General features: G+C 72.5%; 15 protein-coding genes and 1 pseudogene. 5 read left to right on the top strand and 11 right to left on the bottom strand.

The features are described 5' to 3' along the window. Positions 1-126: 126 nt before the first annotated feature. A complete protein-coding gene (locus tag AY578_RS31170) occupies positions 127-288 on the bottom strand; it encodes a hypothetical protein (protein WP_189900175.1) in 162 nt (53 codons plus the stop codon). Between the two features lie 371 nt (positions 289-659). On the opposite strand from AY578_RS31170, the gene AY578_RS31165 reads away from it, so the two are divergent. From AY578_RS31165 to AY578_RS31155, 3 genes and pseudogenes are all read left to right on the top strand, one after another. After that, a complete protein-coding gene (locus AY578_RS31165) occupies positions 660-1,586 on the top strand; it encodes a MurR/RpiR family transcriptional regulator (RefSeq protein ID WP_161108682.1) in 927 nt (308 codons plus the stop codon). Between the two features lie 402 nt (positions 1,587-1,988). Next, on the top strand, positions 1,989-2,360 hold the full coding sequence (locus AY578_RS31160; protein WP_019527230.1) for a hypothetical protein: 372 nt from the start codon (positions 1,989-1,991) through the stop codon (positions 2,358-2,360). A gap of 713 nt (positions 2,361-3,073) precedes the next feature. Next, a pseudogene (locus tag AY578_RS31155) lies at positions 3,074-5,474 on the top strand (SpoIIE family protein phosphatase). A gap of 16 nt (positions 5,475-5,490) precedes the next feature. On the opposite strand, the gene AY578_RS31150 reads toward AY578_RS31155, so the two are convergent. Together AY578_RS31150 and AY578_RS31145 are read right to left on the bottom strand one after the other, a co-directional pair. Continuing rightward, the gene (locus AY578_RS31150) at positions 5,491-6,138 is read right to left on the bottom strand and encodes a peptidoglycan-binding domain-containing protein (RefSeq protein ID WP_161108683.1); all 648 of its coding nucleotides are present in this window, start codon (positions 6,136-6,138) and stop codon (positions 5,491-5,493) included. Between the two features lie 75 nt (positions 6,139-6,213). Further along, the gene (locus AY578_RS31145) at positions 6,214-7,059 is read right to left on the bottom strand and encodes an ATP-grasp domain-containing protein (protein WP_161108684.1); all 846 of its coding nucleotides are present in this window, start codon (positions 7,057-7,059) and stop codon (positions 6,214-6,216) included. 152 nt (positions 7,060-7,211) lie between these two features. On the opposite strand from AY578_RS31145, the gene AY578_RS31140 reads away from it, so the two are divergent. Continuing rightward, positions 7,212-8,078 (top strand): alpha/beta fold hydrolase, encoded by an 867-nt coding sequence (locus AY578_RS31140; RefSeq protein ID WP_019527226.1) that lies wholly within the window; start codon positions 7,212-7,214, stop codon positions 8,076-8,078. Between the two features lie 3 nt (positions 8,079-8,081). Here the strand turns inward: AY578_RS31140 and fxsT are convergent, their stop codons facing one another. From fxsT to fxsBH, 4 genes are all read right to left on the bottom strand, one after another. After that, the gene (fxsT, locus tag AY578_RS31135; RefSeq protein WP_161232894.1) at positions 8,082-12,005 is read right to left on the bottom strand and encodes an FxSxx-COOH system tetratricopeptide repeat protein; all 3,924 of its coding nucleotides are present in this window, start codon (positions 12,003-12,005) and stop codon (positions 8,082-8,084) included. Next, positions 12,002-13,333 carry a TIR-like protein FxsC gene (locus tag AY578_RS31130; protein ID WP_234008006.1) on the bottom strand — a complete coding sequence of 444 codons (1,332 nt, stop codon included), beginning with the start codon at positions 13,331-13,333 and terminating at the stop codon, positions 12,002-12,004. Before AY578_RS31130 ends, fxsT begins: the two co-directional genes overlap by 4 nt. 99 nt (positions 13,334-13,432) lie before the next feature. Continuing rightward, positions 13,433-14,131 (bottom strand): AAC(3) family N-acetyltransferase, encoded by a 699-nt coding sequence (locus AY578_RS31125; protein ID WP_019527223.1) that lies wholly within the window; start codon positions 14,129-14,131, stop codon positions 13,433-13,435. A gap of 58 nt (positions 14,132-14,189) precedes the next feature. Continuing rightward, on the bottom strand, positions 14,190-16,337 hold the full coding sequence (gene fxsBH, locus AY578_RS31120) for a radical SAM/SPASM protein FxsBH, inactivated beta-hydroxylase extension form (RefSeq protein ID WP_026244179.1): 2,148 nt from the start codon (positions 16,335-16,337) through the stop codon (positions 14,190-14,192). A 615-nt stretch (positions 16,338-16,952) separates the two neighbouring features. On the opposite strand from fxsBH, the gene AY578_RS31115 reads away from it, so the two are divergent. After that, positions 16,953-17,837, top strand: coding sequence for a DUF4231 domain-containing protein (locus AY578_RS31115; RefSeq protein WP_237490768.1), 885 nt, complete (start codon positions 16,953-16,955; stop codon positions 17,835-17,837). A 15-nt stretch (positions 17,838-17,852) separates the two neighbouring features. Here AY578_RS31115 and AY578_RS31110 read toward each other — a convergent pair whose 3' ends face one another. From AY578_RS31110 to AY578_RS31095, 4 genes are all read right to left on the bottom strand, one after another. Continuing rightward, positions 17,853-18,386 (bottom strand): hypothetical protein, encoded by a 534-nt coding sequence (locus tag AY578_RS31110; protein ID WP_051101725.1) that lies wholly within the window; start codon positions 18,384-18,386, stop codon positions 17,853-17,855. A 155-nt stretch (positions 18,387-18,541) separates the two neighbouring features. Beyond that, a complete protein-coding gene (locus tag AY578_RS31105) occupies positions 18,542-19,117 on the bottom strand; it encodes a dihydrofolate reductase family protein (protein WP_019527219.1) in 576 nt (191 codons plus the stop codon). 125 nt (positions 19,118-19,242) lie between these two features. Continuing rightward, entirely contained in the window at positions 19,243-20,175 is a 933-nt protein-coding gene (locus AY578_RS31100; protein ID WP_019527218.1) for an endonuclease/exonuclease/phosphatase family protein, read from the bottom strand. A gap of 18 nt (positions 20,176-20,193) precedes the next feature. Then, a complete protein-coding gene (locus tag AY578_RS31095; RefSeq protein ID WP_078504682.1) occupies positions 20,194-21,138 on the bottom strand; it encodes a D-alanyl-D-alanine carboxypeptidase family protein in 945 nt (314 codons plus the stop codon). Between the last annotated feature and the right edge of the window lie 159 nt (positions 21,139-21,297).

Here is a 21,297-nt window from a genome sequence, read left to right as displayed (position 1 = left end):
CGGGATGGGGGTGGGTGGGGGGTGGTGGTGAGTGGGTGGTGAAGCGGGGGCATGGCGTTCGGACCAGGCCGCGCGACCGGGGACCCGGCGGTCCCCGTCCCGCGCGGCGTGATCCGAACGGCAGGTCTAGCGCTCCTCGAAGTCGTCGGGCTTGATCTCGGCCTCTTCCAGCGCCTCGCGCATGGTCCGGCCCGTGCCGCCCTGCGCCTGCGCGTCACCCTCGCGCCGCGGCTCGAGGGTCTCGTCGGTGTCGTGGGTCTTGGGCCGGTTCTCCTCGGGGACGGTCATGTCCGCGGTGCTCCTCGTGTTGCAGGGACGGCAATGTCTTGCCCGGGTTTCGATGCCGCTGCGCGGCGGTCGCGTCGTGGCGTGGTGTCACGGGGTCGCCGTGCAGCGCCGAGTCGGCGGGTTCCCCTGGCGGGCGCGGATATCCCCCGTAAGGCGAGGACGATCTTCGCCGTGGGCTTTCCGGCGTCTTGCCGGGGCCTCGCCGGCCGCTTCCCGGGTGCTCCCGCACGCACCGGCCCGTGCGCCCGGAGCAGGCGGCGTGCCGGTCGTCGTCGGTCGCGTCCCGTGGCCGGTCCCCGTCGGTGACCGCGCTGGTCGAGCGAGGGGTTGGGTTATGTTGAACCCTCGTGGGAGACAAGGGAGGCGCACCGGTGCCATCGCCGCAGCAGGCACGCGCACAGGCATCCGCGATCACCTCGGCCAAACCGGGCCCGGAGACGGAGCTGTCTCCCACGGCCCAGCTCCGCGCCCTCTTCGACCGGCCCCGGCTCTCCCCCGGACAGCGGCGCATCGCGCAGTACCTGATCGAGCACATCACCGAGGCGGCGTTCCTGTCGATCACCGATCTCGCGGACCGCGTCGGGGTGAGCCAGCCCTCGGTGACCCGGTTCGCGTCGGCGGTCGGCTTCAGCGGCTACCCGGCGCTGCGGGAGAAGCTCCAGTCGATCACCCTCGGCACGCGCTCCGGCGGCGGCGCGGGCCCCGACGAGGAGCACCGGGGCAACGAGCTGCAGGCCGCGGTCGACGCCGAGATCGAGAACCTGGAGAACCTGCGCCGCGACCTCGCCGACACCGACCGCGTCATCGAGGTGGGCCGCGCCCTGTCCGCATCCACCCCGCTCACCGTGCTGGGCCTGCGCATCTCCGTGTCGCTGGCCGAGTACTTCGCGTACGCCGCCCGCCGCATCCATCCGGACGTGCGGCTGGTGACGCTCGGCGGCAGCGTGGCCTACGACGCGCTGCTGCAGTCGCGGGAAGCGGGCGGGACGTGGGTGCTGGCGTTCTCCATGCCCCGGCACGCCCAGGAGACGCTGACGGCGGTGCGGGTGGCGCGCAGCGCCGGGCTGAAGGTCGCGCTGATCACCGACCTGGCGCTCGGTCCGCTCGTGGACGAGGCGGACGTCACCTTCGCCACCGGCACCGGCTCCCGCCTGGTCTTCGATTCGTACGCGGCGCCCGGCGTGATGTGCGCGGCGCTGCTGCAGGCCATGACGGACGCCGACCCGGAACGCACACAGGCCCGGCTCGAGGACTACGAGCAGGTCGCCGACGAGTACCACTTCTTCCTCCGGGACTGAGTCCCGCACTCCGGATACCGCCCGGTTGGTCTCCCCTCGGGCACTTTGAATAAGGCATGAATGTTTTCATGCGTCTTGCCAAGCAGACGGCATATATAAATACTGCTCACGGATCGCGGCCCGGCCGCTCCGGACCGCGCTCCATTCACCGCACCCGCCCGCCCGGAAGGCCGAGGGCCGCCATGCGCCGCTTCCATGTGACGCCGCGGCCACCCGCACGGGTCCCTTCCGGGCATCCGCACGAACACCCGGGCCGTCGGTCTCCACCCGCTCCGGCGGCCAGGGTGTTCGGCCGGGCTTCCCCTGCCCGGCCACCCGTGGCGGTCCCGGTCATCCCCTAGACCGGGGCCGCCCCACCTCGTCGCCCGTGCCGGCGACGCCGTACACCCGGAAGCGAAGAACATGCCTGTGACGACGTCCACGCGCCTCGGACCCGACTGGCCGTGCCAGGTCAAGACCCCCGGGAGCTACGACTGGGAACGCTCGGCCGCCAAGTGGCTGCGGGAGCTGGTCCCGGCGCGCTACGCGAGCTACCCGGCGTTCGTCCGGCACCCCGTGCTGCTGGCCCGGCACGCCCAGATCCAGGTCGAGCACGAGATACGGGTGGCGCGCACCGCGCTGCAGACCGCCCGCGCGGACCTGCCCCGCCTCGGCCTGCACGAGGGCGCGATCGAGCACACGATCAAGCTGTACGCGGCGGAGCTGATGCAGCTCCAGCACATCGCGCGGAGCGTGCGGGCGGTCACGCGGGCGCTGGGCGAGAGCCCGCGCTGAGCGCGGCGCCGAGCGGGGAGGGAGGGAGGTGCTCCTGTACCCGCGTTCCACGGCCCGGCGGCCACGCTCCCGTCCCGCGTACCGTGACTCGGCGTCTCCGGTCCCGCCCGCGGCCGCGCATCGGCATCGGCATCGGCGTTCCGAATGTCCTCGCGCCTCGCGTCACCGCGTGCCGCGGGCCTGGGATCCGCGTGGGTGCCACGGCTGTGCGGCCCGGCCCGGGAGCACGCTCCCGTCCGCGCGCATCACGGCTCGGCGGTTGACCCCGTGCCCGCGCGCCACGGCCCTGCGGGGCCGTTTCGCCCGTCCCCGCGTGCCGAGGCCGGCGGCCCGCGCCCGCCTCGGGGGTACGCCGCCCATCCCAGTCACGGAGCCCGTACGGGCCCCCCGGCCCCGTGCACAGACCCGCGCCGTCCCCGTGCGTCGCCCCACCCCAGGCACGGAGCGCGCGCGCCCGCCCGGCCCGTGCCGGCGCCCCGTACACCGACCGGGCGTTCCCGTACGGCGTGCGCACGGTCCGTACACCCGGCGTACGGCCCGCCCGCCGTGCCGATCCTCGCACCGACCCGTGCTGTCCCGTATACGGCCTGTGCCGGTCCGTACCGCGTCCGCCGGCCGCGTACGGGGCGCAGGGACCGCCCTGGCGGGTCCCGGCCGGGATCGAGGGGAGCCAGCCGGTCAACGAATACGCGCAGGTGTGCAATGCTCGACGGGTGAAGAGCGATCGCTTGCCCCGGCCGGTCCGGCAGCGTTCCGGACGTGGTCGGGCTGGCGAGGGTCGTCGCCCAGCAGCGCGCCGAGATGGACCGGCTGCGTGAGCAGGCCGCCACGACGGTCGTCGTGGAGCGCGCCAAGGGCTCGTGATGGGTCTGGCCGGCTGTACCGCGGAGGCCGCCGAGGAGGTCCTGGACCAGCGGGCCCCCCCGCCGCACTCTGCTGGAGGAGTGCTGGATCACCCTGGGCGAGCTGACGCCGGCCCCTGCGCGCGACCACGGGGCGGCACCCCGCCCGCCGGCGGACACAGGGGCCCCGGCAGCAGCCGTCCCGTCCGCCGACGGCGCCCCGGAGCCCTTCGCCGCGCCCGACGACGTCGCCGATGCCCTGAGCCGTCTCGGCCGCGCCCTGGTGCACGTGGACACACACCAGGCCCTGGCCGCGTGCCTGCTGGACCACCTCGCCCCGGAACTGGACGCCGAGTCGGTGATGATCTACGTTCGCCGGTCCGGCGGCGGTCTGGAGCTGGCGGGGCACGCCGGCATCGACAAGGGCCTGGCCGCCCGCTGGCGTCACGTCCCCCCGTTCAGCGGGATGGCCGTGGTGGACGCCCTGCGTGCCGGTGAGCCCCGCTGGCTGGAGGACTTCTCCCGGGACAGCTCGCGCTACCTGCTGATCGGTGAGCCGCCCGAGCGGTGGCAGTCCCGGGTCTGGCTGCCGCTGCGCGCCGGGGACGGCTCCGACGTGTGCATCGGCGTGCTGCGCGGACGCCCGGGCGCCTTCACCGAGCGCGACCGTACGCATCTGCGGGGTGTCGTACGGCTGTGCGCGGGACGCCTGCGCAGCTTCACCTCCTCGACGGTGCCGCTGCACGAGGCCGAGGCGGACGCGGTCCAGTCGCTGTTCGCGGCGCTGCCGGTCCCCGCGCTGATGCTGACACCCGTCACCTCGTCCTCCGGCGACGTGGAGGACTTCCGCGTCGACGCGGCCACCACCCAGGCGGCCGACCTCCTCGGCGTCTCCGCCGGCGACCTGACCGGGCGGCGGCTGCGGGAGATACGGCCCGACCTCACGGACCTGCCGGTGTGGCGGGGGTGCCTCGACACCCTGGCGGGCGGCGGGCCGTACGAGAGCGAGCCGTTCGCCCACCAGGAGACCGTGGACGGTGCGCTGGAGCTGACCACGTACTCGGTGCGGGTGACCCGGCTGGAGGACGCGCTGGTCGTCACCTGGCTGCGGCACGCCTCCTCGGACCGGCAGGAACAGCGGCTGGCGGAGCTGCAGCGGCTGGGCAACATCGGCTGGGCCAACTGGAACCTGTCCCGGGACGAGGCGTCCTGGTCGGCGCAGGTGTTCGCGATCCTCGACCGGGACCCGGCGGACGGCCCGGTGCGGCTCGACGGCCTTCCGGAGCTCGCGCTTCCCGAGGACCGGCCGGCGCTGCGGGCCGCCGTCGAGGCGCTGCTGCGCGAGGGCCGGCCGTTCGACGCGCCGTTCCGGGTCCGCGGCGGGCGGGGCGTACGGCATCTGCGGCTGGTCGCCGAGGTGGTGGCCGACTCCCGCGGAACCCCGTTCGACGTGCACGGGGTCGTGCAGGACCTGACCGCGCGGCGGCGGGCGGAACTGGCGCTGGTGGAGAGCGAACGGGCGATCCTCACCCAGCACGACGTGCTCCAGTCGGAGCGGGTCCTGGTGGCCCGGCTGCAGCACGCGCTGCTGCCGCTGCCCGACAAGGTGGTCGGCCTGTCCGGGCTGCGCGCCGAGGTCGCCTACCTGCCCGCGCAGGCCGGCATCCATGTGGGCGGGGACTGGTTCAGCGCGGTGGAGCTGCCCGGTGGTGACGCGCTGTTCGTCGTCGGGGACGTGGCCGGTCACGGCGTGGACGCGGTCGCCACGATGGCGCAGCTGCGGTTCACCGCGAAGGGCATGGTCAGCACCGGCTCGTCGCTCACGGGCGCGCTGTCCCGGCTGAACTCGCTGCTGCTGCACTCCCGGGACGCGCACGGCACCGCGACGATGGTCATAGCCCGCTACCACCCGGCCGACCGCCGGCTGGTGTGGGCGCAGGCCGGCCACCCGCCGCCGCTGCTGCTCCGCGACGGCGAGGCGACGTATCTGCGCCGGCCCCGGGGCATGCTGCTGGGCGCGACCACGGCCCCGTACTTCGAGGAGACCGAGCACCGCCTCGAACCGGGCGACCGGCTGCTCCTCTTCACCGACGGCCTGGTGGAACGCGCCCCCGAGAACATCGACGTCGGCCTCACGCGCCTCGCCGACGCGGCGGCGGCCCACCCCGAGGACGCCCCCGGGTCCCTCGGGACCCTCCTGGACGTGATGCTGGTGGACGAGCGCCGGGACGACGTGTGCGTGCTGGACATACGCGTGCCGAAGGAGATGTAGGGCGCAGGGCCATGGCCTAGGCCGCGTCCTCACCCCCCGGCCCTCCCGTGCGGGACTCCAGTGCCTGGCGGGTGTCGTCGCCGTAGACGCCCTCCTCGTCGCCGCGGATGCCGTACCAGAGCTGGAAGCGGGCGACCGCTTCGCGGAGGGTCGCGTCGTACCGGCCGTCGGTCGTGCCGTCGCGGTAGACGTCCGGGATGCGCAGCAGACGTTCCTGGAGAGCGGCCACCTCGGGGCCCGAGTCGCCCTCGCGCAGGAAGCCGTCCTCGGCGGGGGCGGCCGTGCGCGGCGGCGCGGGTGCGGCGGACGTGGGCGGTGAGGCGGGGGCGGTGGCGCGGTCGTCGGCGGGCCGCTCCGTGAAGAGCAGCGCCCCGCCGAACCCGGCCAGCGCGGCGACGGCCACCACGAGCGCCGGCGCGGCCCGGCGCAGCCGTGACGGCCGGGCGTAATCGGGCGGCAGGCCGCCCGGCACCGGCGGAAGCTCCTGCGTGACGTCCTCCGCCCCGGCCGGTGACGGGGGCGGCGGCACCTCCTCGTGCTCCCCGTCGCCCCGCTCGAGGTCCCGGAACAGTTCGGCGAGCGCGTCCGTGCGGCGCGGACGCAGCACGCGGACGGGTTCGAGGGGCGGCCCCTCGGGGGGCCCGGACCCCGGTGCGGTGGTCACATCGCTCTCCTTCCGTGCCTGACGCGGGAGTTGAGCCGCCTACGGCGTGAGATACGTGACCGGGGCGCGGCCGGTTCAGCCGCGGAGGCCCTCGGTCTCCCGCAGGAAGCGGTGCAGGGAGGCCGTCATCGCGGCGACGAAGGCGTCCCGGGTCGCGTCGTCGAGGGCGTCGAGCGACAGGTAGGGGTTGAGGTCCTCCAGCTCGACCAGCAGCAGCTCCCCGCCCGGGGCCCGGCAGGCGTCGACCCGCTGGATGCCGTGGCCGAGGGTGTTCCACTCGACGAACCGCCGGGCGAAGTCCAGGTCGGCGGAGGTGGGCAGGTAGGGCTCCAGCCGCCAGCGCGCGGCCGGGTCGGGTGTGTGAAGGGCGTACTGGAAGTGGTGGTCGACGAAGTAGAACGAGACCTCGTAGGCGAAGTCGACGTGCGGCTGCACGAGGACGTCGCCGTCGGCGGGGGCGGACGCCTCGGCGGCGGGGACGATCCGCAGTCCGTGCGAGTCGGCGCCGAGCCGCGGCTTGATGACGTACCGCTCCGCGCGGGGCAGCCGGTGCAGGTCCTCGGGCCGGCCCACGGTGGGGATGACCGGCATCCCGGCGTCGGTCAGGTCCAGCAGATACTGCTTGCCGGCCATGTCCCCGCGCCCGGTCAGCGGGTTGTAGACGGGCACCCCGCCGGCGAGAGCCCGCGCGCGGAACTCCTCGTAGGCGTCGAGATACCCGAGCACGGGCCCGCTGTTGCGCACCACGACCGCGTCGAACCCGCCCATCAGCGCGGCGGCGTCCCGCGGATGGCAGAGCGCGAGGTCGAACTCCTCGCGCAGCCGGGAGGTGAGGAAGATGTCCTCGTCGCAGTACCGCCGCCCACGGGCCGGGTAGGCCAGATCGGTGACGTACAGGATGCGGGGGCAGGCGGCGGGCATCGGGGCTCCTCGGGGCGACGTGTGTCGATCATAGGAACGGCCGCGAAGGCCCGGCCGCCGGCCCCTCCCCGTCGTTTCGGCGGTGCGGGGCACGGGCAGAGTCCCGGCAGCCGGGTCCTCGACCGCGGATCCGGGGAGGGGGAGCTGCTGCGGTGCCCGACCATGTGCGGACGGCGGACGGACGGCGGTTACGGATCGAGATCTCGGGGGATCCCCGCGGACGCCCCGTCTTCCTGCTGCACGGCATGCCGGGCAGCCGTGTCGGCCCCAGACCCCGGTCCCTCTTCCTGTACCAGCGGGGCGCGCGGCTCATCAGCTACGACCGTCCCGGCTACGGCGGCTCCGACCGCCGGCCGGGACGCCGGGTCGCGGATGTCGCCGAGGACGTCGCCCATGTCGCCGACTCCCTGGGCCTGGACCGCTTCGCGGTCGTCGGCCGCTCCGGCGGCGCCCCGCACGCCCTGGCCTGCGCGGCGCTGCTGCCCGGCCGGGTGACGAGGGCGGCCGCCATGGTGGGGCTCGCACCGCGGGACGCGCGGGGGCTGAACTGGTTCGCGGGCATGGCCCCGTCGAACGTCACCGAGTTCCGGACGGCCGTCAGTGATCCGGAGCGGTTCGCCGCCGGCATCATTCCGCGTTCCGAGCGCATCCGGGAAAATCCGGCCCGGCTGCTTGAGGAACTTCGCGACGATCTCACCGCCGACGACCGGCTGATCGTCTCCGACAACACCGTCCGGTCAATGCTGCTTCGCGCCTACCGGGAAGCACTGCGGACATCCCCCTACGGCTGGATCGACGACGGGCTCGCCATCACGGGCACCTGGGGTTTCGACCCGGCGTCGATCCGGGTGCCCGTGCTGCTCTGGCACGGGCAGGAGGACGTGTTCTCCCCGGCGTCGCACTCGGCCTGGCTCGCCGAGCGCATCCCGCGTGCCACGGCCGTCCTCGAGCCCGCGGCGGCCCACTTCGCCGCACTCCGGGCCCTCCCCCGGGTCCTGGACTGGCTGCTCTCCGGCTGACCGTCACACCCCCAGGGGTTCGAGGTCCCGGTAGATGCGCTGCTCCCGTGTGGCCACCCGGGTGATGCCGTTGTCCTCGCCGAGCAGCCGACGCAGTTCCGTCAGCACCTCGTCCCTCAGTGCCAGCCCTTCCGCCTCGCGACCTAGGGCCCGCAGGGTGAGCGAAAGGTTGGCAGCGACCGCCAACGCCTCGGGATGGTGCTCGCCCAGGGCTACGCGCAGCGCGGCCAGCGCACGCTCCTCACGGCCCCTCACTTCCTCGTACTGTCCCTCGTCGAACAGCACGTTGGCGTAGTTGGCCTCGGCGAAGAGGGTGTGCGGGTGCTCCGCACCGAGCACCTCCGTCATCCGGTTCAGCACTTTGAGGAAAACAGCCTTCGCCTCCCCCAGATCACCACAACCCCAGTGGAAGATGCCCAGGTTGTTCAGCGCGGCCTGGGTGTAGGGGTGTGCCTCTCCCGGCACTTTCATGTACTCGGCGAGTGCTTCGAGGGCCACCTCACGTGCGGCCTCGTGCTCGTCCGCCGCGAACAGGTCGGCCGCCATGTTCAGATCGCAGGCCAGTGAGTCGGGCGTCGGCGCCTCGTACTGGGCCCGGTACTGCTCCCGGGTCGCCGTGGTGAGCCGTCGGGCGTCCTCGAGTTGGCCATTCCTGCGCAGGGACACCGCCAGCGACTTGGCACACCGCAGCGTTCCGGGGAACTCCTTGCCCAGGAGGCGCTTGTGTGCCTCGTAGGCGCGCGCCAGCATCGTCACGGACTCCGCGTACTGACCCACCTCTCGAAGGTCACGGCCGAGACGTTCCATGGATGCCAGCGTGTAGGGGTGCTCGGGCCCCAGAACGTCCATGCGGCGGTCCAGAGTGTCCTGGTCGATCTTGCGCGCCTCGCCGTACTTGCCGACCATGCGCAGGGCAGTGGCGAGGTTGTTGGCCGCGCTCAGTGTGCGCCGGTGCGACTCGTGGAAGATCTGGCCGAAGCCGCGGTGCGCCTGGCCGGCGAGCTCCACCGCCCTGCTGTACTCGCCCAGGGCGGCCAGGTCGCTGGCGAGTGACGACATGGTGACGTACGTGTGCGGGTGGGTGGGGCCGAGCACGCGGGTCTGCCGTTCCAGCAGTTCCTCGTTGATCTCCCGCGCCTCCACGTAACGCCCCTGCGACCGCCAGATGTTGGCGAGCTGGCAGCGCAGGTACAGGTACTGGATGTCGTCCTCGCCCAGCGTCGTGCGCCAGTGGTCGAGCACGTCCTCCGCGAGCCGTCTGGCGGCGGGGAAGTCGCCGCGCTTCCACAGGTAGCGGACGCGGTCGATGAGGAGTCTGCGGGTCTCGGTCACCTCGCTGCTGCGGGCCTCCGAGGCCGCGAGGTGCGGCCAGATGAGGGCGAAGCGGGGCCAGGTCTCGGGGTCGTCGATGGGTTCGTCGCCGTCGGGGCGTGCGCCGGCCAGCACCTGGTGCACCACGCGGAGGGCCTCCCGCTGCTCCTCCTGCGACATCTGGGAGCGGATGACCGCCTGCACCAGGCGGTGCACCTGGATGCTGTTGGTCTTCTGGTCGACCTTGGCGAGGGCGAACCGGCCGATCTCGCGGATGATCCGGCCGAGCAGCAGGCTCTCCTGCAGGGCAGGGTCGTACGGCTTGAGTGCCTCGAGCATCTCCTTGCTGTACAGCAGTTGCGCGGAGATGGGTTCGGGGCCGAGGAAGGCACACAGCTGAAGGAGCCGGACGGCGGCGCGGGAGCGCTCCTGCATCTGGGTGATCGAGATGTTCCAGGTGGCGGCGACCGTCGCACGGTAGTCGGCCGGCTGGTTCATCGCGAGCACCGCGGTGGTCTGCCGGGACAGCTGCTCCAGGTACTGCTCGATGGGGGTGGCGGTCTCGGCGAGCCAGGCCGCCGCCTGTTCCACCGCGAGCGGCAGGTCGCCGACGGCCTCCGCGACCCGTTCGGCCTCCTCGGGCGTCAGTCCCCCGTCGGTCCGGCGGATCAGGTGCTCGACGCTCTCCTCACGCAGGAAGACGTCGATCTGCTCGGCCAGGCCCTGCTGGGCCCAGCCCTGGTTGCGGGAGGTGACGAGGATGTGGCCGCCTCCACCGTTGGGGAGGCAGCGGGCCAGCTGCTCCGGGGAGTCGGCGTTGTCGAAGACGAGTATCCAGCGTTTCGTGGGCAGTCCGCGGGACAGACGGTGCACGGTTTCCTGGCATGCCAGGGCGATGTCGTCACCGGCGGGCACGCCGATCCGCACTCCCAGTTCGGCCAGCGAGGCGACGACGTCGTCGATGTGCTCGGCGGACGTCCACCACACCAGGTCGTAGTCGGCCATGAAGCGGTGCACGTACTCGACGGCCAGCTGGGTCTTGCCCACTCCCCCGAGTCCCCACAGGGCCTGGGGCTGGGGCGGTCCGCCGGTGCCGCCGAGCTGGTTGCGCACCCGTTCCAGGATCGCGTTGCGTCCGGTGAAGGTGGCGCTGCGCTGCGGCGCGTTCCAGATGGCCGGTGTGTTTCCGGGGAAGCGGGGTGCGGAGGACGCCGACTCGACGGGCTGGAGGGGCAGGTCGAGCGCGCGCAGCAGGGCGGTCACGCACTCCTCCTCGTCGAGGCGGAGGAGGTCGACGAAGCTTTCCGGAAGGTGCTGGACCTCGTCCACCCGCACTGTGACGACCGGCGGGCGGCCGGTGTCGTCCTGCCGGCCGGCGAGGGCGTGCCGTACGGAGTCGGCGTGCCGGGACGTCTCGAACACCTTCGACAGCAGCACCACGGTGCGGACGGACGGATCGGGCGGCGTCACGGGACCGGTCGAGACGTCGTGCAGGGTGACGTCGCAGCCCGCCCTGCGGAGCAGATGGCGGACCCAGTCGGCCCAGGTGCGGTTCTCGGCGGCGTAGGCGACGAGGAAACCGGCTGCTGCCGCGTGCGGCCGCCGTCTCACATAGGCGTCGCGGCAGCGCAGCCGCACGGATTCGGGGAGCGGCGGCAGGGAGGTGACCTCGCGGTCGGTGATGACGGCGGTCAGCCGCTCGAAGGCGGACAGCAAGGAGTTGGCGATGCCGCTCTCGTCACCGACGGTGGCGAGGGTCTCCTCGTACGCGTAGTAGGGGCGGTAGGGGATCTCGACGTTCCCCCAGTAGGCGCTCAGCTCCTGGGCACTGAGTCCCCGGCCGCCGGGTCCCTTGGGCAGCCCTTCGAACCGGGCCCGGGCGAGCGCCCGGCCGGCATCGACCTTCTCCTTCTCGCCCTCGTCGATGCGCATCGGCACGGGCAGCACCCGGATGCGCCGCGGCCGGTAGCCCTCCTCGATGTTCCGGGCGACGGCGGCCGCGCCTTCGAGGGACTGGTCGCTGAGGGTGAAGCAGTCGACCAGGACGTCGGGCATCTGGATGGTGCAGATGTCGGCGTTGTCGGACAGGCCGGTGCGGCTGTCGATCAGGACGTAGTCGTAGGTCGCCTTCATGTCGGCGCGCAGGGCGTCGAGGAACTTGCCGCCGCCGAGGCGCTCGTAGAAGTTGTCCCATTCGAAGGACGTCACCGTGGTCGAGTACGCACGGTCCTGGCGTCCGGCGGAGAGGAAGTCCAGCGAGCCGCCGTCCTGGAAGGTCAGGTCGAAGCGTTCCGGGTTCACGGACAGCGCGTGCTGTTCCACGCTCGCGTAGGGGAGGTGCCAGTCGTCGGGCCGCTCGCGGGGGCCGGTGGTCGCGGCCCAGGCGTAGTCCTCGATGATGTTGATGACACCCGGGGTGGCCGACAGCGCCTCGAGGTCCATGAACGGGTGGAAGAAGCGGTGCAGTCCGGGCGCCTCCAGGTCCCAGTCGACCGCCAGCACGCGTTTGCCGTTGGCGGCGAGGATCCACGCCGTGTTGGCCAGGGCCATGGTCCGCCCGGTGCCGCCCTTGTACGAGTAGAACGTGATGATGCGTCCGTCCCGCGCGGCCGTCATGCTTCTCCTTCGTCGTCGGGTTCGCCTGCCGGGTACGGCGGCTGGACGGGGCCCATGAGCCGTGGCCTCGGTACGTGCGGGCCGGGCGGCGGATGGGCCTCGGCGTGCTTGAGGTACTGCCGGGTGGAGTGCGCCACGACGGCGGGGAGCACGTCGGTGAACGCCTTCAGGGTGGGGACGCCGTTGACCGCGATACGGCAGTCGGTGCGTCTGCCGCGTTCCAGGATGTGCGGCAGCGTCTCCTCCAGGGTGGCGATCAGCTGCTTGCCCCGCTCGCTGTGGCACTGCAGGTCCGCCCGGTTCCACGGCACGATGGCACTGGTCCAGGGGCGTGACACACGGTCGAAGTCCCGCAGCCGGCGGCGTCGTTCGTCGTCGGTGAGGGCCCAGCGGTCGACCAGCAGGATGCCGGGACGGGCCTCCGCCTTGCCGTCCGGTCCTGGGCCGGTCTCCCCCGGGACGGTGTCGGTGTCCTCGTCGTCGAAGGAGGAGACGGTGATCCGGTAGTCCAGCGAGCGGATGAGCTCCTGGGCGATCGCGGGCAGCGGCCGGGTGGACTCCGAGTGGTACGGGTTCCAGTCCTGGGCGTCGTCGCCGTAGGGCCCGGGGTCGCGGTTCTCCGGGAGGGTGTGGCGGGTGGGCGCGGCCACGGTGAGATGGATGCGCCGGGGTCCTTCGCCGCGTGGCCGGAAGGCACTGGGGGTGTGTTCGTAGTCGCGGGGCCTGCTCGGCGGGAGTGCGCTCTGCTCGGCCACCTGGACGATGCGCTGGGCGAGCGTGTGCACGGTCTCCTCGTATTCGTCGCGCAGCCGCTTCAGCTTGATCAGTCCGTAGATGCCGTTGGTGGCGTAGCGGTCACCGAAGGAGGACTGGTCGAGGTGGATGTGGCGTACGGAGTCCGGCAGTTGGGTGTAGTCGATGCCGGTCCACAGAGCGGGCACGATGGCGGACACCTCCCTGCCGTCGACGGCCTGGACCTGCAGCTGCCGCTCGTTGAAGGCGTACCACTCCCGGCCGCACATCTCGCTGGCGAAGTAGCGCCGGGACAGCAGCGGCACGAACACCCGGCAGCGCGCGAGGTTCTCGCTCAGGACCTGGGGCCAGCCGTCGCCCGAGCTCATCTCGCGGTCCATGAACCCGGCGGGTACGTCGGCCGGCAGATCGGTGAGCTGCATGATGGTGCTGCACAGGTCCTGGTAGAGCACGCGCACCCAATGATCGGGATCACCGCCGCCGTTGCCCACACGCGGTGTGTGCGCGTAACTCAGAAAGAAGTAGGGCTGATCGTCCGAAGCCCGGCTCCGTCCCCGTCCGGGTACGTTCAACACATCCCCCCACCCGCTGCCGCCCCCCGCCGTCCGGGCACCGACCGAGGCCAACAAATGTGCCCCACAACTACCCCGTGCGGACCGGCTGTTTCACGCCAATCATGGCGTACGGCACGGCAGTTGGCGGATCGCCTCGTCGACGACGGGACGCATCCGGAACTGCACGACCGGTCGTCCCGACCATTCCCGGCGTACGAGAAGATCATTCGGCAGCCGCTGTCCGACGCGTGCGAAGTCGCTGTCGTCGAGGGCCGCGTCCTCGTACTCGATCCAGTTGCCCTTCTCCTCGACCACGCACCGGTAGGTCCGGCGGGGCGGCGGTGGAGTGGTCCGGTACTCGGCGAGGTGGAGTGCGCTGCACGCCTCGAACCCGACGCGGAGCAGGAGGATGCGGGCGTCCGCCTCGTACAGCTTGGCCAGTGGGGAGCGTTCGCCGAGGTGGCAGTGCGGATGGTGGCCGTCGAGCAACTCGGCCGCGCGCGGACCGAGTCCGGCCAGGGAGGTCTGCGGGTGGGCGCTGCGCACGGAGCCGGGTGTGGTCCGTACGCATTCGGCGAGGGCGCCCATCGTGGGGCAGGGGGTGGTGTCCGGGTCGTAGGGCGGCATCGTCGCCCGGAACTCGCGGACCTGCCGTTCGTCCAGTCCCTCGACGATCTGCCGGTGGGCGCGGGAGGTGTCGGAGTTCTCCGGGGTGAAGGCGGGCACCACGAGCGTTCCGCCGGGCCCGAGTGTGTCGAGCAGTGCGTCGCGCACCGTCTCGGGGGCCGCGCCGGTGCCGCTCAGGGACGCGTGCACCATGAGCACGCCTCCCCGGGGGACGCCCGCACTCTCGAACAGGGTCCGTAACGCCGCCCGGTCAGCCACGGAACAGCCCCGTCTCCGCCCGCAGTTCCTTGACGAGGGCGGCTCCGTTCTCGGTCAGGTCGCGGGCCGCCGGGCCGTCCAGTTCCTCGAGGGCGGACTCCGCCCGCGCCCGTTCCCCTCGTGCCAGTGCCTCGACGGCGTCGGTCAGCAGGCGGCCGGCCCGGGTGCCCGGCACATGGAGGTCGGCGGCCCGGCGGAGGTCCGCCAGGCGGGCGAGCCGGCCCAGCCGGGGCAGTGCGTCGGCGACGGCGGCCGGATCGGCGTCGAGTGCCACCCCGAGGGCGCCGGTTCCGTCGGTGTCGAGCCATACCCCGGCGCCGGGGGCGAGCGGGGTGACGGTGTCGGCGCGCAGGGCGTTGGGCCCGTCGGCCCAGTCGGGGTCCTGCTTGGACAGGATGCGGTGGGCCGTGCGCAGGCGTTCCGCGAAGACGGCAAGCTCAGCAAGCTCCAAGGGCTCGGCCACCTCGGTCTGGAAGCGGTCGCGCCACGGGTCGGCGTCGTCGACGAGCAGCTGCCCGCGTCCCGGCATGTCCACGAGGACCGACGGCCGCCACCCGGGGGCGGGAGCGTCGCCCTTCACCGTGATGCGGTCGCCGTCCGGCATCGTGATGGTGAGCGAGGCGCCGTCCACCTCCGCCTGGACGCGTGCCGGGGCGGACAGGGTCAGCGTGCCGAGCGTCGGCAGGTGCAGCACGTCGGCGTGGTGGAGCCAGGACAGGCGCAGGGACGAGCGGGCGTGGACGGCGGCCGACAGCGCGACGGTCGCGACACGGGCGGTGACCTCGGCGCCGACCGGGGCGTACGCCAGCGAGGCGCGTACGTGGCTGTGGGCCAGCACCCGGTCGAGGTGATCGGCGGTCCGTGCGTCGGCGTCCAGGTACAGCAGGCTCTGCCAGATCTCGTCCCATTCGGCGTCGCCCGCGAGGCGTTCGTTGAGGTGGGCGAGGAGTTCACGGTCCCGTTCGAGCTGGGCGAGGCGCAGTTCGCCGGAGTCGGTGACGCCCGGGAAGAAGGCCCGCTCGGTGATGCGTTCCGCGATGCCGTCGACGAGGGCGCGCAGGTCGTCGCAGAAGACGGACGGATTGTCGAACAGACGCTCGCTGCTGTAGCGGTGGGCGTACAGGCCGCCCCCGCAGGACTGCACGACGGGGCATCGCCGGCAGGTCTCGGAGACGCCCGCGATGCCGAGCCGCCGGGCCTGGACACCGGGGTGCCGGACGAACTCGTCGAAGCCGTGCCGGAAGACGTCGTACCCCGTGGCCGGGGCGCCGTCGTAGGCGACCTTGAGAGAGTCGGCCTGCTCGAAGGCGCCGTCCGTCTCGACCACGGCCAGGTCGGAGGGCGCCAGTCCCATGGCCTCGGTCAGGCTGGGGCCTCCGCGCAGGGTGCTGAGCACGGAGTCGAAGGTTCTGACCGGCACCTTCTGCCCCTGCTCCAGCCAGCGGTCGAAGACGGCGAGCAGCCAGTCGGCGTAGGGCGTCGAGGATCCGGAGGCACCACGAGGGGGAGGGGTGTCCCATGTGGAGTGGGGCAGGAGGTAGTCGATGCGGGGCGGGTCGAGCGCGGTGAGCGCCTCGTGGACGGCGAGGGGGTCGTTCTCCACGTCGACCGTGCAGAGCAGCCCGCCGAACAGGTGGCGGTACTCGGGTTCCTGTAACAGCCGGACGGCGGTCAGGACGCGGTCGTAGCTGCTGCGGCCCCGGCGGTCGAGGCGATGCCGGTCGTTGGCGGCACGGTCACCGTCCAGGGAGATGCCGACGCGGACGTCGAACTCCTTGAACACGTCCAGGTGACGTCGGCTCAACTGCACGCCGTTGGTGTGGACGGCCAGGTCCAGGTCCGTGACCGCGCCCACCGTGGTGCGCAGTTCGGCGCAGATGGCGCGGATGCGGGCGGGGCCCGCGAGGAGGGGCTCCCCTCCGTGCAGGATCACGCTGACGGAATCGAGCTGGTGGGATCGTGCGTGGTCGGCGAGCCTGCGGGCGGTCCGTGCGGCCGTTTCCTCGGCCATCACCTTGGGCCGCGCCTTCCAGCTGCGGTCCGCGTGCTCGTAGACGTAGCAGTGGTCGCACGCCAGATCACAGCGACTGTGAATCTTGAGCACGAGTTGGCGGAGCGGAGCGCCCGCGGGGGCCTTCATTTACGACAGACTACGGCCCAGCACGCGGAATGCGCCATTCTAACGTCAATTACGCGCCGCCCTGAGTTGAAGCGCCAATTCTCCCAGCGTTTACGACTTTGACAGGATGTTCTCGACGCAGGGGACCCGGAACCAGAAGGGGCCGCGCCCGGCGAAACAGAGCCGGGCGGGACCCGCCTCGTGCTGCGGTGTTCCGATTGTCCGGTCCGAATTCCCAGCAGGCTCAGAGCGCAGAGTCGAACGTGACCGGCTTGGCAGGGTACCGACCGTCGCTGTTCTTCAATCGGGCGGCAGTTCTGGCGGCGTCACGCGGGTCGATCGCCGCGAGCGGAGTGAGGCGTCGACGGGACTCAGAGGTGCGCTCGGCGATCATTGGTTCGTTCATCGTTCCGATGTCTCCTTCCATGGGCACCGGCTTGTCCCCGGTCCAGGGGGACCTGAGGTCCGGTGCCATGGTGGTCCTCGGACAACTGCTGTGGGGACAGCACGGTTCGAGGCGGACCCTACCCCAGGCGCTAGCCATAGGTCGGCTGCCACCGCATACTCGTAAGCCCTCAGCGCGGCCGAAGACTTCGGGGGTGGTCGATGAGCGCCGCTCTTCCTGGGCCCAGCACCATGGTCAGCGACAGAGACCTGCCGCCGCTGTTCCAATCAAGTGATCAATGGGCGATCGCCCGTCAGAGTGAATCCTTTCGCGTCGTCCGGACGCAGTTGTTCGTTCTGCTGGCCGCCACCACGGCCGCCATGCTGGCCGAGCGTCTCGACAGCCGCGTCCCCGCCGTGGTCGCGGCGGTGCTGTACGCCGCGAGCATCGGTCTGGGCCTGCACATCGCCCGGCGTCGCGCCCGCACCCGCTGGCAGGCGCACCGGGCGGCGGCCGAACTGCTGAAGTCGCTGGCGTGGCAGTACATGGTGCACGGCGGCCCGTTCCACTCCCGGGTGCCCCACCCCGAGGCTCTGTTCGAGGAGCACCTGGAGGCGCGGCTGCGTGAGCTGCGCAAGGTCGGCTGGCAGGACCCCCGCAACGGGCCCGCCGCCCGGGGGGCGGGACAGATCACGGCCACGATGCGCGCGGTGCGCTCCAAAGCGTTCGAGGTGCGCCGGGACATCTACCTGCGCGACCGGCTGCTCGAACAGCAGCTCTGGTACAAGAACCGTGCCGCACAGGCCCATCGGGCCGCGGCGCTCTGGTCGTCGGTCACCGCCCTCCTGACCCTGCTCGCGCTCATGGCCGCCGTGCTGCGGGCCCTCGGTATGTTCGACGGCTGGGACCTGACGGGGCTGTTCAGCACGGCCGCGGCGGCGGGCGTGGCGTGGCAGGAGCTGCGCCGGCACCGGCCGCTCACCTATGCCCACTCGCTCGTCGAACAGGATCTGGACACCCTGCGGGTCGCCATGACGACGACGGTGACGGAGAGCGGCTGGGCGGACGCGGTGACCGAGGCGGAACGGCTGGTCTCCCCTCAGCACTCGGACTGGCTCGGCACCTTCGGACGCTAGCGGCGCCGAGGACGGTCAGTCGCGCAGGACTCCCGGCTCCCACAGCACGGTGACCGGGACCCCGCTGCGGCGCGCGTACGCGACCACGTCGCCGGTGCCGCCGAGTCCGCGCGCCGGGCGGCCGTCCCACACGGCGACGAGGTGGTCGGCGTGGTCGACGATCCACCGGCCTGCCGCGAAGTACGCCTCCTCGTGCGTCGGCTCGGGCGGCAGCTGCACCTTCTCGGTGCAGGACCGCAGGATGCGCCGGTAGTCGTGCACGGTCGCGGCGTCGCCCAGGTGGGCCTCGTAGTCCATGCCGGGAATGACGGCCGTCACCGGCACCCCGTGCGCCAGGGCGATGTCGGCGAAGAGCTGGTCGGCTCCGGCGGCGAGGCTGGTCAGCGCCTCCAGCTGTGCGTCGTCACCGTGGCCGTGGAACAGCGCGCGCAGTCCTGCCCGCACCGCGGGCTGCGCGGCGGGCGGGATCGTGCGGTGACCGGTGACGCCGATCCGGGTGACGCCGGTGCTCGGCCGAAGACGTGTCGCCCGGTCGGGGTGGTGAACGATCACCTGGGTCGCGGGTGCGGTTCCGGTCACGGCAGGTCCCCTCCCGCGTGCTGGCAGTGACGCCCACTGTAACTCCGGCCGGCAGGCGGAAGGAGGGGGCCCTTCGGGTCCTACGCCGGTCCGGGCCGCCGGGGTCTGTGTCGCGGTCGGCGGTGTCAGTGCGGCGTGGGCCGGTAGACCAGTTCCTGGATGCGGTCGTCCAGGGTGCGGGACTCCAGGAGTTCGAGGTCGAAGTCGGCCGCGCCCTCGAAGACGCGGTCCAGGCCGGTGCGGCCGGTGACGACCGGGAAGACCGTCACCTGGAGGCGGTCGACGAGGCCGGCGGCCATCAGGGCACGGTTCATCGACAGGCTGCCGTGCGAGCGCAGCGGCACGTCGGACTCCTCCTTCAGACGGGCCACCACCTCGACCGCGTCGCCCTTGACGACCGTGGCGTCCGGCCATTCCAGGGGCTCCTGAAGGGTGTTGGAGACGACGATCGTCGGCAGGTTGCGCATGCGGGTGACCCAGGGGTCGCGGACGTCCGACTCGTCGGTGCTCTCGGCCAGCATCCGGGCGAAGGCCCGGTAGGTGTTCGCGCCGAAGACCATGCGCTGCTCCCCCGCGTGCTGGGCGAGCCGGTGGTCGAGGAGTTGCGGGCCCTGTTTGCCCCAGTAGCCGGTCCAGTCGCCGCCGGCGGCGCCGTAGCCGTCAAGGCTGGAGAAGACGTCGAAGGTGTAGGTCGCGGTCATGAGGATCTCCTCGGGGTGCGGCGGGGCCGGCCCGGTGGCGGTCGGCGTACAGGGATTGACCCCGTCGCCGTGCGAAGTTCATCGCTCTGCCCGCCACCGTTCCGCAGGTCGTCCGTCCCCGCACGTCAGAAGGTGATGGTCGCCGCGACCGGGAGGTGGTCGCTCCGGGTGGCCGGCAGGGTCCAGGCCGACGTGGCCCGTCCCCCCTCGACGAGGATCTGGTCGATCCGGACCACCGGGAAGCCGGACGGCCAGGTGAACCCGAAGCCCGCGCCCGCCGTCGCCTGTGCCGAGGTGAAGCGGGAGGTGAGCGGGCGCAGGGCGCGGTCGTCGGCGGTGCCGTTGAAGTCGCCCAGCAGCAGGGAGCGAGGGGCGTTCTCCGCCCGGATGCGGTTCGTGAGGCGGCGCAGTGCCTCGTCGCGGGCGGCTGTCGTGAAGCCGGCCGTGGGGGTCACCCGTACCGACGGGAGGTGGGCGACGTAGACCGTCAGGGGGCCGTGGGGTGTGTCGGCCGTGGCGCGCAGGGCCCGGGACCACGGCATGATCGGCAGGCTGCGTGCGTCGTGCAGCGGATACACGCTCCAGATGCCGACCGTCCCTTGGTGGAAGTGGTGGCGGTACGCGGGGGCCAGGGCCCGTTCGTACGCCGGCGCCGTCTCGGGGCTCAGTTCCTCCAGGGCCAGGATGTCCGCGTGCGCGGCGAGCAGCCCGCGCGCGGTGCCCTGCGGGTCGGGGTTGTCCTGGTTGACGTTGTGGCTGACCACGGTGAGGTCACCGTCTGGGGCCGACTTGTCGGTGAGGGTGCCGCCGAAGGCGGTCAGCCACAGGACGAGGGGCAGGGCCACCGCTGCCAAGGCGGCGCGGGAGCGGCGCAGCAGGGCGGCCGCGAGCAGGGCCGGGAGGGCCAGGACCGTCCAGGGGAGCAGCGTGTCCGTGAGGCTGCCCAGGTGGCCCGGGGCCGTCGGGATGAGTTCGGGGCGGGCGAGCACCGCGGCGAGGAGCACGGCGCAGGTGGTGGTGAGGGTGCCTCGGGGGCGCTTCCCCGGGGCCGCTGTCATGGCAGTCATCGTCGTCGGTCAGCTCTCGGAGCCCGCGGACCGCAGGCGGGCGCGCAAGCCGTCGATCAGGGTGCGGCTCGCCTCCAGGGCGGCCGTCAGGCCCTCTGCCGGTGTCGTGTTGGCACGCTGGTGCAGCACCGCCCCGAGCAGCAGGTGCGTGCCGTCGGTCTCCGCCGCCCACAGCAGGTTGCCGCCCGCCGGGGTGCTGGAGCCGGTCTTGAGGCCGACGACGCCCGACGTGCCGAGGAGGGTGTTGGTGTTGGCCACCGGGCCGGCCCCGGGCACGGTGGTCTCACGGGTCGCCACGATGTCCCGCAGGACGGGGTTCCGCATCGCCTCCCGGGCCAGTTTCAGCTGGTCGGCGGCCGTGCTGGTGGTCGCCGACGCGATGCCGCTGGCGTCCGTGTACGTCGTGTCGCGCATGCCCAGGTCCTGTGCGGCGCGCTGCATCTTCCGTACGAACGCCTCCTCGCTCCCGGCGTCCCAGCGCGCCAGCAGACGGGCGATGTTGTTCGCCGACGGGAGCAGCAGCAGTTGCAGGAGTTCGCGCTCGGTGCGGCGGTCGCCGGGTGTGACGACGACCGTCGACTCGCCGCCCACACCGGCCTCGTACGCGGCCTGCCGGTCCACCTCGATCCGCGGGCCCTCCTCGCCGGGGCGCAGGGGGTGCCCGGTGAGGACGACGTACGCGGTCATCACCTTCGTGAGGCTCGCGATCGGTACGGGCCGCTGCGCGCCGTGCGTGAGCACCTGGCCGGAACCCTCCAGGGCGACGGCCGCCTGTCCTTCCCTCGGCCACGGGATGTCGCTGTCGACGATCTTCGTCGGGGCATTGCCCTGGCGGGCGGACGCGTCCCGGTTCTCGGGCCGGGGCAGCGCCACCAGCGCCGTGAGGGCGGCCAGGAGCAGCAGGGCGCCGACGGCCGTCCACACGCGGCGGGGAACTGAGGGCAGGGACAACATGGGGGCCACCTCCGGGCTGACGCACGTCGAGTACGGCAGCAAGGCTGCGGGGGTGGTGCGTCCGCACGGCGGACTCCGGGGCGCGGGCGGCGCGCGGCCGGGCATCGGTTGTGTATCAGCCCCCGGTAAGACGACGGGCGTCCCGCTCGGACGGGCACC

It is taken from the genome of Streptomyces thermocarboxydus (genome assembly GCF_024760485.1).
Lineage (GTDB): Bacteria > Actinomycetota > Actinomycetes > Streptomycetales > Streptomycetaceae > Streptomyces > Streptomyces cellulosae.
Note: the sequence above shows the minus strand (reverse complement) of the source record. Positions and strands in the feature narration are given on the sequence as shown.